Raw genomic sequence first — 11,728 nt, 5'->3', positions numbered from 1 at the left:
CTGGGCGGGTGGCCTGACCGGTAACGAGTTAGTCTACCAGCACCCGCTGGGAGCTGAGCTGATTGCCCACCTGTACCGTAACAACGTAGGAGCCGCTGCGCAGCTGCCGGAGCGGCGCAAGAGACAACGTGCGGGCACCGGCCGGCTGCGTGTCCGATAGCAGGTTCAGCACCTTCTGGCCCAGCGTATTATACACCGCCACGTTCACCGGAGCCTGGCTGGGCACGCTGTACGTGAGGCGGCTGCTGGTGGCCAGTGGGTTGGGGTACACGGCGGCCTTCAGGGCGGCACTGGCCGAGCGGCTGGCCAGCACGCCCGAGCCTACCTGGTAGGTGTAGAACTGCTTGCCGGGAATGGCGGTGAAGTCGGGGTTGATGCCCAGGGCCGTGGTCTGGCCCTGAATCGTCGGTAGCACGTCGGAGTTGAAGCTTTTGAAGTCGTCAATGTAAGCCACCATCAGGTGGAGGTTGCTGCCCGCGGGCGCCCCGCCGATGGCCGACAGTGGAATTTCGAATTCCCAGCCCGTGGTGGTATTGGCGGCTACGCTGCCCGTGGCGCTGGTCTGGAAAGCCGTTTTCGCGCCGGCCGGGTCGTTGGCATCGGTGGTGAGGGAGCCATCTTTCTTGCCGGCGCCCATGCCCACTTCGTTGTAGGGCGTTTCGGTGTAGTTTACCCGGCTCAGGTAAATGGCATTCTCATTGGGTTTGCCGAAGGGCGAGGTCGTGCAGCGGAACGCGAAATCCACGGGCATATCCAGGGTAGGGCGCTGCCGCAGCGACTCCCGGCCATCATTGCCGGAGTTGGTGCTGCCCGGCAGTTGGGTGTTGGCCGCAATGCCCGTCTTGTTAGGCGCATCCAGGTAAAACACCAGGGAGTTGTAGCCGTCAATTTCGGAAGACGCCACCACCATGATGTTCAGGGTGGTAGCCGTGGTGCCCACGTACAGGGCTTTTAGGCCCCGGTCGGCAATGGAGTGGGCCCCGGTGTAGGTGCCCACCAGCTGGTACTTGCCTTCCCCGGTGCCTACTTCAGTGGCATCGAGTGTGCCATTCACGGTAAACTGAGCCTGGGCACCCAACGAAGCGGCCATAAGGGCGGCAACAGCAGAAAGAGTAAAGAGTTTTTTCATGGGAATTAGCTAAGAGGTGAAAGGTGGAAAAGGCAAAAAGTGAGGAGGTTGACTACCAGACGTAGGTGCCGACCGCGCCGGCCCCCAGTGTGGAGGAAAACACGCGGCCGTTGTGGCGCACCGAGAAAGTCTGCGCGGCGGAGTTATCGTTTTGCACTACCAGCACCTTCTGACCATTGGGGGCGCGGAAGGCCACGTTGGGGAGCTTGTCGGGCACGGTAGTGGCAATGCGCACCGAGCCGGGGCGGGCAAACTTGCTGGCGTGGGCAATGATGTAGTAGGCATCCTCGCGGGTCACCTTATCCCCGTCCAGGGTGAGGGCGCCGCGGCATTCGGTGCAGCCCCCGGGCGTGTGCGGGTTTTGCTGAGGGTCGGCGGCCAGGTTCCATTCCAGCACGGTGCGGGCCCAGTTGCGGGTAGCCCCAATGATGAGGGTGCGCACGTGCCAGGGCACGTTTTCCTCAAACTTGCTTTTCGAGCCCACCCACTGCTCCGTGAAGTAGAGGTTTTTGTCGGGGTGGGCGTCGTGCACCTGGCTGAGGGCCTCAATGGGGCCGCCGTAGAGGTGAAAGGCCGAGCCATCCACGTACTGCCGGGCTTCGGGGTCGTTCAGGATGCTGATCGGGTAATCGGGACGGTCGGCATTGTGGTCGTACACAATAACTTTCGTGTCCAGCTTCGCGGCCTTGAAGGCCGGGCCCAGGTGTTTCTTGATGAACTCGGCCTGTTGCTCGGCCAGCATCAGCAGGCTGGGGTTGTTGCCGGGGTGCAGGGGCTCGTTCTGAATGGTAATGGCGTCGATGCGGATGCCCTCGGCCTGCATGCCCTGGATGTACTTCACGAAGTACTGGGCGTAGGCCGGGTAGAACTCCGGCTTCAGGGAGCCGCCCTTGGAGCTTTCGTTGGTTTTCATCCACGGGGGCGGCGACCAGGGAGAGCCCATCAGCTTGATGCTGGGGTTGATGCGCAGAATTTCCTTGAGCACCGGAATCAGGTGCGGGCGGTCAGGTTCCAGGCTGAACTTGCTCAACGTCGGGTCGGTCTGGCCGGCGGGCAGGTCGTCGTAGCTGAACACCCGGGCATCGAGGTCAGACGCCCCGATGCTCAGGCGTAGGTAGCTGACGCCGATGTTGGTGCCGTCGGTGCCGAAGAGCTCCTGAAGCAGAGCCTGCCGCGCCTTGGGCGACATGGCGTGCAGCAACTCGGCGCTGCCGCCCGTGAGGCAGTAGCCAAACCCATCAATGGGCTGAAAAGCCTGCTTGTCGTCTACCTCAATCACGGAAGCAGCCGGTGCGTCCGTTGTGAAAGTCAAAGGTGCTGCCTGCCGCTGAAACAAGGCCGTTTTGTCGGGGTTGGTCAGCCAGAAATCGGCGGCCGCCCCGTTGCCGCTGGCAGCGGGGCGCTGACAGCCGGCACCCAGCCCGAGGCTGAAGAGAAGAGTGCAGGAAAAGGTGAGGAAACGCAGCATAAACACAGATTGCGAAGGGGAAAAGCAAATGAGCAGCTCGTAGATACGGCCCCGCCCGGGGCGGGCCTAACCAAGAGCGGCAATTAAAATCGGGCAGCACGAGGGCCGGTTATGCTCCCCTTACCTAGCTAACCGGCCCTGGCTCCCCGCAAGCAGGCTGAGAGCAGCCTGGCTGGTGCGGAAAATCAGGCCGGCGGTGTTGCAGCACCGCCGGCGCAGAAAGTGGGGCTTAGTACCCCGGGTTTTGTTGCGCCTGCCGGTTGTTGTTGATTTCCGCCTGGGGCAGGGGCAGCAGCAGCAGGTTCGGGTCGCTCTTGCCCAGCTTGGCCTGCATCACGGTGAGGGCCGTAGTAGCGTGGGCGCCGGCTTCGGCCTGGTTGTGGCGGGCGTAGCGCACCAGGTCAAACCAGCGGTAGCCTTCGAAGGCCAGCTCCAGGCGGCGCTGCAGGTCTATTTCGTTGCGCAGGGCCTGCTTGCTGGCGGCTTCCGGCGAGGCCATGGTGAGGGAGCTCAGACCGGCGCGGGTGCGCACCTGGTTGAGCTTGCCGAGCACATCTTCCGAGGGGCCGTTCTGCTCGTTGGCCGCTTCGGCGTAGGTGAGCAGGGTTTCGCCCAGGCGCAGGATGTAAGTGTTGTCGGGGGAGTTGAAACCGCCGGGGTTGCCGGGCCACTTGTACACGAAGGGGCCGGCGTCGTTGCCGCTGCCGCTGCCTTCAATGTAGCTGGCGTGGTCGGTGCCACCCGTAACCGGCCCAATGGTGGCCCAGCGCTTGTCATTGGCATTCGACGTGGCCAGGGTAATCAGCTCCGCGGTGGGAATGTTGAACTTGGGGAAGGAGTACGTGGCGGGTGGGGCGGGCAGCAGCAGGTCGGGCAGGATGTTGTTGCCATCGGCCGTGCCGGAGTTCTGCACTTCCAGAATAGACTCGGGCTTGTTGTCGGCCGGGAACAGGTTCTTGAAGGGCGTCACGAGCGTGTAGCCGCTGCTGATGGCGGCATTCGCCGCGGTAGCCGCCTGGCTCCACTGGCGCTGGGTCAGGTGCACCTGGGCCAGCAGGGCATTAACCGCACCCCTGGTAACGCGGCGCGGGTTGTTGGCCGTAGTCGTCAGGCTGGCAGCCTGCGTGAGGTCGGCTACAATCTGCGCGTACACTTGCTCGGCCGAAGCCCGGGGAAGGGCAATAACGGCCGGGTCGCCGGTTTCGGTGGGCTCCAGGCGCAGCGGCACCCCGCCATACACCCGCACCAGGTTGAAGTAGTGCAACGCCCGCAGGAAGTAGGCCTCGCCCAGGATCTGGGCCTGCCGCTCGGCCGGCATCGATACCCCGGGCACATACTTAATCACGGCGTTGGCGCGGTTGATGCCCAGGTAGGAGTCGCGGTAGATGTTGTACACCTGGCTGGTGTTCGGCGACCAGGTGAAGTTTTCCAGGGGCGTTACGTCGCCGTTGGTGCTGGTGCAGTTGTCGGAGGGCATCTCGCCGAACACAATCAGGTCCTGGCTGTAGAGGCCCGTGCTCTGCAGGCCGTCGTAGGCAGCCGTCAGCGCCGATTCCGCGTCGTCGGCGGTTTGGAAGAACGTGGTGGGCGCTACGCTGGGCAGGGGCTCTTTGTCGAGCACGTTGCAGCTGCCGAGCAAAACCAGCGCCGCACAGATGGGAAGCAGTATCTTTTTCATGAAAGGGGAAGCTTAGAAAGTGGCGTTGAGGCCTACGGTGTAGGTGCGGGCCTGCGGATACACCCCAAAGTCGCGGCCAAAGCCGGTGGACGAGAACGGGTCGGCGCTAACCTCCGGGTCGTAGCCCGAGTAGTCGGTCCAGGTAAGCAGGTTCTGGCCCGTCACGTACAGGCGCAGGCCGCTGAACTTGGCCTTCTCAATCAGGCTGGTCGGCAGGTTGTAGGCCAGCGTCAGGTTCTTGAGGCGCACATAGGTGCCATCTTCCACGAAGCGGGTGGAGAAGCGGTTGTTCTGGTTCGGGTCGCTGAAAACGGCGCGGGGAAGGTCGGCGTCGCGGTTGGTTTCCGTCCAGTGGTTCAGTACCGCTGTGGTCTGGTTGACCGGGCCGGCCATGCCCTCCAGGGTCTGGCGGTTCTGGTTGTAGATGTCGTTGCCGAAGGAGCCCTGGAAGAATACGCTTAGCTCCAGACCTTTGAAGGCGAAGTTGTTGGTGATGCCCGCAATAGCCTTGGGGTTAGGGTTGCCGATGATGACGCGGTCATCATCGGTGATTTTGCCGTCGCCGTTGGTGTCCACAAAGCGTATGTCCCCGGCCTTGGCGTTGTTTTGCGTAGGCGCTTCAGCCACTTCCGCATCCGACTGGAAGATGCCCTGCACCCGGTGCCCGTAGAACGAGCCCAAGGGCGCGCCCACCTGCGTGATGCTGGAACCGTTGATGATTTCGCGCGCAACTTCTACGCCATCGGCATTGATTTGCGTGCCCAGGTCAAGCACCTTGTTGCGGTTCATTGATATGTTGAAGTTGGTGTTCCAGCTGAAGGCGCCGTCACTGCCATTCACGTTCGTCGTGTTCAGGCCAAACTCCAAGCCTTTGTTTTCTACTTCACCTACGTTTTGAATAATATCCAGTACCTGGGCTCCTGTACTTAAGGCCAATGGGACTCTGGTGAGCAAATCATGCGTGCGCTTCTGGTAGGCATCCACGTTCAGCACCACGCGGTCAGCAAACAAGCCCAAGTCGAGGCCGGCGTTGTACTGGTAAGTGGTTTCCCATTTTAGCGCCAGGTTGCCGATGCGGTTCGGCCCGATGCCGCCCACAATGGTAGACCCCGCGCCCTGGTAGTTGTAGCCGGTGCTGTAGGTGCTGAACCGGTCGTAGGGCGGGTACTCCTGGTTGCCAACGGCGCCAAAGCTGCCGCGCAGCTTCAGGTCCGAGACTTTTCCGCCCTGCGGGAAGAACGACTCCTTGGAAATACGCCAGCCCAGGCCCACGGCGGGGAAGTAGCCGAAGTGGTCTTCGAAGCGGCTGGTGCCGTCGGCCCGGAAGCTCAGCGTGGCCAGGTACCGCTCATCGTAGTTGTAAATGGCGCGGGCAAAGTAGCTCACCAAGCCCCACTCTTCCTCGTAGCTGCTGGCCCCGGTGCGCTCCGAGCCGCCGGGCAGGTAAGGCGCGGCGTTGGAGGCGAAGTAGCGGGTAGAAGCGTTGGAAGCAAAGCGGTTCGACTCCTGCACTGACTGGCCGGCCAGCAGCGTCAGGTTGTTTCGCTCGCCGAGGTCGGGGTTGTACGTCAGTGTGTTTTCCAGCAGCCAGATGCTTTGCTGGGTGGTGCCGGTGCGGGCGCTGCCGCGCTGGGACGGGTCGGAGCGGGAGGTACCGGGATACTCGCGGGTGATGAACTCGTTTTCGAGCTGGGAGCGGAAGTCAATGCCCAGCGAGGAGCGGAACTTCAGGTTCTGCAGAATGTCCAGTTCCCCGTACACGTTGCCCACAGCCTGGTAGGTAATGGCGTTGTTGCGGGTTTCGAGCAGGTTCCCAACCGGGTTGTCGGAGAAGGACAAGGGGTTCGTAGCGTACACGCCGTTGGCGTCGCGTACCGGAATGGTCGGAATCTGGGCCAGCGTACCGAGTACGGTGCCGGAGTTGCCCAAGGCCATTTCACTGCGCACGCTGCCGTTGTTGTGCGTGCGGCTCAGGTTGAGGTTGGTGCCCAACCGGAAACGATTGCTGGCTTGCTGATCAAGATTCAGCTTGAAGTTGTAGCGGTCAAATCCGGAGTTCAGAATGATGCCATCCTGCTTGAAATAGCCGCCCGAAACGTAGTAGCGCGTCTTATCAGTGCCGCCACTCACGTTCAGCTGGTAGTTCTGGATAGCGGCCGAGCGGTACACCTCATCCTGCCAGTCGGTGGTGAAGTCGGGGGTATTCTGAGCGTTGAAGTAAGGCGCTTCGCCGTTGTTCACCAGCATCTCGTTGTAGAGGGTGGCAAACTGCTGGGAGTTCAGCAAATCCAGCTTTTTGCGCAGCTGCTGCTTGCCGTAGTAGGCGCTAAAGCCTACCTGGGGCTTGCCCACTTTGCCGCGCTTGGTGGTAATTACCACTACGCCGTTGGACGCCCGCAGGCCGTAAATAGCGGCGGCGGCCCCGTCCTTCAATACATCGATGCTCTCGATGTCGTTGGGATTTAGGGTGTTAAGTGGATTGGGCTTCTGGTTGCCAATGCTAAGCTCCCGGTCGTAGGTAGGCAGCACAGGCACCCCGTCAATTACGTAGAGCGGGGAGTTCGACAGCTGAATGGAGTTGTTGCCCCGAATCTGCACGTTGATACCCGAGCCGGGAGCACCGGTAGGGGAGGTCACCTGCACGCCGGGAGCCTGGCCCTGCAGCGCCTGGTCGAAGCCAGCTACGGGCTGACGCTCAATCTGCTTGGCGCCCACCGAGGCCACGGAGGTCGTCAGTTCCTGGCGGGTTTGGGTGCCGTAGCCCACTACCACTACTTCACTCAGCGCCTGCAGGTTCTCTTCGAGGGTGGTGCTGGCTACCTGAGTTACCTGCCCATCGGTTACCGTTACGGGAATGCGTTGCGTGGTAAAGCCTACCGATGAAATAACCAACGTTTGCGGGCCGGCCGGCACGTTCTGAATCGTGAAAGTACCGTCGCTGTTGGTGGCGCTACCAAGCGTAGTACCCGCTATTACGACCGTTACGCCGGGCAGGGCTTCGCCTTTGGCATCAACTATGCGGCCCGAGATAGAGCCACTGGCTACGGTGCGGCTCCGCGAAAAGTCGGCCAGCGAAACAGCAGGGGCGGCAATAGCATGGCTGACCGGGTGCGCAAAGGCCAAGCCCGACAGCAGCACGCCGCTCAGCGCTAGCGTAGGCGTAAACAGCCTTCTGGGGCGAGGCCACCGGCCGTGTGGAAATTGTAAAGGAGACGGCATGGGAAACGGGATGAAAGGGAAAGAATTGGTGAGGGAAAGTGGCCGGGAACACTGGCTGCAGGCGTGCTACCGGCCGGGACTAGGTGTGTAGCAGATGAAGGGGGCACGGTAAGTGAGCAGGGCACTTAGGTCGGGTTGGGCCGGCTGTGGCGTGGCTGCCAGCGCGCCGGCCGCACAGGCGCGCCGCAAGGAATCGGCCGGGGGCTGGCGCGCTTGCCAGCCGGCCAGCAGGGCCGCCAGAAAAGCAGCGGCGCTTTCGCTGGTACCCGGCCCTGCCACGGCAAAGCCTGGGTGCGTAAACAGCTGATTACCGGTCCAGAGCGCGGCACCATGCCGATTTTTGGTAAGGCACACGGCCTGCAGGCTAAATTGCTGAGCTAACCACGGCAGGGCTGTTTCTTCGTCGGCGGGCTGACCAAGCCAGCGCATCATCTCCGTCAGCTCGGGCTGGGTTAGCTTCACCAGATCGGCCTGGCGAAGCAGGTACTTCACGCCCGCCCAGGTATAGTGCGGGGCGCGCAGGTTCACGTCAAACACCTTAAAGGAAGCCACCTGCAACAGGCGGTACAGCGTTTCGCGGCTGAGGGCGCTACGGGTAGCCAGCGAGCCATACACGAGCATGGCTGCTCCGGAAACGATTGCGCGCAGCGCGTCGGTGTGCCGGATGTAGTCCCAGGCTACCGGATTCAGGATCGTGTGCGTCACTGCCTGGCCGGCTCGGATGGTGGCTTTCACCACGCCGGTGAGGTGGGTTTCGCTTTGCTGCACGAGGCTGCAGTCGAGGCCCTGGGCGGCACTATACGCCAGCAGTTCTTGGCCCAACTCATCATCTCCTACGCGGCTGATGAGCCGCACCTCCTGGCCCAGCTGCTGCAGGTGCACGGCCACCTTGAAGGGCGTGCCGCCAGGTTGCTTGCCGGTAGGCAGCACGTCCCAGAGCATTTCTCCAAAGCAGACGATGGGCGCAGCGGTGTGCATGACAGTCAGTGTTTTGCACAAATGTCACCGGCTGGCCTACCGACGGCTTGCTCATTTATTTCAAAATGCGTTCAAGGGTTAATATTTTGCTAATGCATTGATATACAGTGTAGTTAAAAACAAAAAACCGAGCCTGTTTTCAGACTCGGTTTTGATTTTATTACCGCGCTTTAGAGAATGTTTCAGGCGTGCGGAGTGATATGTAGCGCACGAAACTCAGTAGGAGAAATCTGGTAGCGCGTCTTGAAGGAAGTAGAAAAATAGGAAGGGGAGGAAAAGCCCAGCTCGTAGGCCACATCGGTGATGGTAAGCGTGTCATCGAGCAGCAGTTCGCGGGCTTTGGTCAGGCGCAGGCCCTGGATAAAGTCGGTGACGCCCGTGCCCAGCACCGCTTTTACCTTGCGGTAAAGCTGCATGCGCGAGATGCCCAGGCTCCGGGCAATGTCCTCTACGCTCAGGTTGGTTTTCGTAAGGTTGGCTTCCACAATGGCCGTGAGGTCGGCCAGGAACTTTTGTTCGGGGTTGGAGGCGGGGACCGTGGCTACGTCTACGCTCAGCTCCCGCCGGAAATGCTCCCGCTGGCGGCTGCGGTTGGCCAGTAGCGTCCGCACGCTTTCCAGCAGGAAGGCTGGGTTGAACGGCTTGGTCAGGTAGAGGTCGGCGCCGGCCTGCACGCCCTCCACCTGCTGCTCGGGCGCGTTGCGGGCCGTGAGCAGCACCACCGGGATGTGGGAGGTGCGCCAGTCTTCCTTGAGCTTGGCCACCACTTCCAGCCCGCTGAGGCCGGGCATCATCACGTCGCACACCACTAAGTCGGGAATCAGGTCGGTGGCCATGCGGAAGCCGGTGTGCCCGTCGGTGGCGGTTTGCACCCGAAAGTCGGTGCGCAGCTTCCGGGCCAAAAAGTTATTTACCTCCGCGTTGTCCTCAATTACCAGCACCAGCGTTTCACTGCCCGTTTCGAGGCCTGCAGGTTCGCGTTCCGGCTCGGCCAGGTCCGGCAGCGGCTCGGGCTCATCCAGGGCAAACACGGTGGTTGTGGCCGGCTCGGCGGAGCGTAAGTCGGGGGGCAGCTCGCGCGGGATTGTCACCACGAAGGTGCTGCCCTGCCCGGGGCGGCTGCTGAAGGTGAGCTGCCCCTGATGCAGGCGGGTAAGCCCCTGGGCCAGAGCCAGGCCCATGCCCGAGCCCTTGGCCACGGCGCCCTGGTCGCCCTGGTAAAACCACTCGAAGATGTGGGCGCGGTCCTGGTCGCTGATGCCCCGGCCCGTGTCGGCCACGCTCACCCGCAGGTTTTGCCCATCGGGGCTGGCTTGCAGGCTGATGGTAATCTGGCCCTGGTCGGGAGTAAACTTCAGGGCGTTCGATAGCAGGTTGAAAAACACCTTATCCAGAATATTGCCATCAAACCACCCCCGGAGCACCGGCTCGGCGGCCAGAAAGCGCAGCTGCACGCCGCGTAGCCGGGCCGGCTTTTCAAAGGCATCCACGATTTCGCGCACAAAGGCCACCAAGTCGCCTTCCGTCGCGCGCACCGTCATCTTCCCGACTTCAATCTTACGGAAGTCCAGCAGCTGGTTGACGAGCTGGAGCAGGCGCTGGGTATTGCGGCGCACCAGGCCCAAGTCGTGGCGCTGGGCCGTGGTCAGGTCGGGCGAGCTGGTGAGCAGCTCCTCCACCGGGCCCAGAATGAGGGTGAGGGGGGTGCGCAGCTCGTGGGAGAAGTTGGTGAAGAAGCGCAGCTTGGCTTCGGTATCGGCGCGGGCCTGGGACGCCATGGCCTCCAGCTGGTTGCGCTGCTGGCTTATTTCCTCATTCTGGCTGACCAGCTGGTGGTTGATGGCGTCAATTTCCGCATTCTGAATAGCCAGCTTCTGATTAATCAGGCGGTTTTTTCGCGCCGACTGCCAGGCCACGCCACCCAGCACAATGGCGCCCAGCAAGGACACCATCAGCCCGTAGAGTACCGTGCGCTGGCTGGCATACGTGGCGCGCAGGGACTGCAGCAGACCCTGCTGCCGCAGAATATCTGCCTGTTGGCTCACCATCTTGTCGGTCTGCTGTTGCAGGGTGCGCACGTTGGTCGAGTCGATGACGATGGTGCCCAGTGTGTTTTCGCGCTTGTAGGGCTGCTTGCGCAGAATGCTCAGGGCCGTACGCATGGCTTCCTCCCCCCCAGGTGAGTAAAGCACCGAGGCCTCCAGCACCCCGCGCTGCACCAGGTCGATGCCTTCGCCGGCGCCCGACAAGCCATCTACGCCAATAACCTTTACCTGCCCGGCCCGGCCCAGCTGCTGGCATACTTCGTGGGCGCCCCGGCCCATGGCATCGTTGTGGGCGAAGATGACGGTTACTTCGGGGTGGGCCTGCAGCAGCTTCGTTAAGGCCGGCTTCAGCGTCTTTTCCTTCCAGTCGCCCGTCACCTGCCCCACCGAGCGGATGCCCGGGTAACGGCGCAGGCCCTGCGCAAAGCCCTGGTGCCGCTCGGCCGTGGCCGACGAGCCGGGGGTGCCCATCACCTCCGCTACGTAGCCGTGCTGCTGCAGTAGGCGAGCGGCGTAGCGGGCGGCCGTTTCGCCTACTTCTAAGTTGTCGCCGCCCACATAGGCTGAGTACTGGGGCGAGGCCGTGCGCCGGTCAAGTAACACCACGGGCACGCCCTGGGCAATGGCCTCCTCCACCGCGGGTGTGACGGGCTCGGCTTCGTAGGGTGACACAATCAGCAGGTCAACTCCATCGTGGAGCAATTCCCGAATCTGCTGCTGCTGCACGCGGCTGTTGTCGTGGGCATCCAGCATGTGCAGCTGGACCTCGGGATGAAAGCTCAGCTCCCGCTCCATGCCGGCCAGCATGGCCTGCCGCCACGGTCCGCTCATACTGCACTGGGAGAAACCAATGCGGTAGGCTGGCGTCGGCTGATGCGTGCAGCCGGCAAAAAGAGCCAAGCCAACGGCGAGCAGTGAGTAGAAACGCAGGTAGGAAAGCAACCTTCTGGTAAGCTAGGAGTTGTGTGTCCCCGGAATAAGGGCAGCCTAATCAAATATACACAACCTACCGTAGTTGCGCGCCACTAAAATGCCGGGTGGCAGAAAGTTGGCGCCCTGCTTCAGCCAATGGAGACCTTCGGGCCGCAAACAAAAGCCGCTTAATCATTCGACTAAGCGGCTTCCCAGAGGTGGGTCGTATTGGGCTCCTTGCAGGGACTCTCCCTTGTAGGGCAGAATAGCAGGGGCGTTTATTTAAAGGCTCTTGCCGC

Annotated in this window: 6 protein-coding genes; all 6 read right to left on the bottom strand. The window is 62.0% G+C overall.

The window, feature by feature from the left end; genetic code table 11:
- Positions 1-28: 28 nt before the first annotated feature.
- A complete protein-coding gene (locus tag HER32_RS09870; protein ID WP_168681754.1) occupies positions 29-1,129 on the bottom strand; it encodes a T9SS type A sorting domain-containing protein in 1,101 nt (366 codons plus the stop codon).
- Between the two features lie 52 nt (positions 1,130-1,181).
- The gene (locus HER32_RS09865) at positions 1,182-2,597 is read right to left on the bottom strand and encodes a glycoside hydrolase family 30 protein (protein WP_149071155.1); all 1,416 of its coding nucleotides are present in this window, start codon (positions 2,595-2,597) and stop codon (positions 1,182-1,184) included.
- Between the two features lie 229 nt (positions 2,598-2,826).
- Positions 2,827-4,275: a RagB/SusD family nutrient uptake outer membrane protein gene (locus HER32_RS09860; protein ID WP_168681753.1), complete on the bottom strand. Its 1,449-nt coding sequence runs from the start codon at positions 4,273-4,275 to the stop codon at positions 2,827-2,829.
- 12 nt (positions 4,276-4,287) lie between these two features.
- Complete coding sequence (locus HER32_RS09855; protein WP_149071157.1) at positions 4,288-7,494, bottom strand: SusC/RagA family TonB-linked outer membrane protein; 3,207 nt, start codon at positions 7,492-7,494, stop codon at positions 4,288-4,290.
- A gap of 66 nt (positions 7,495-7,560) precedes the next feature.
- Positions 7,561-8,472, bottom strand: coding sequence for a PfkB family carbohydrate kinase (locus tag HER32_RS09850; protein WP_232066466.1), 912 nt, complete (start codon positions 8,470-8,472; stop codon positions 7,561-7,563).
- 182 nt (positions 8,473-8,654) lie between these two features.
- The gene (locus tag HER32_RS09845) at positions 8,655-11,417 is read right to left on the bottom strand and encodes a substrate-binding domain-containing protein (RefSeq protein WP_262888187.1); all 2,763 of its coding nucleotides are present in this window, start codon (positions 11,415-11,417) and stop codon (positions 8,655-8,657) included.
- Positions 11,418-11,728: the final 311 nt, after the last annotated feature.

The organism is Hymenobacter sp. BT18 (assembly GCF_012273015.1).
GTDB lineage: Bacteria > Bacteroidota > Bacteroidia > Cytophagales > Hymenobacteraceae > Hymenobacter > Hymenobacter lutimineralis.
This window is presented reverse-complemented; position numbering and strand designations above follow the sequence as displayed.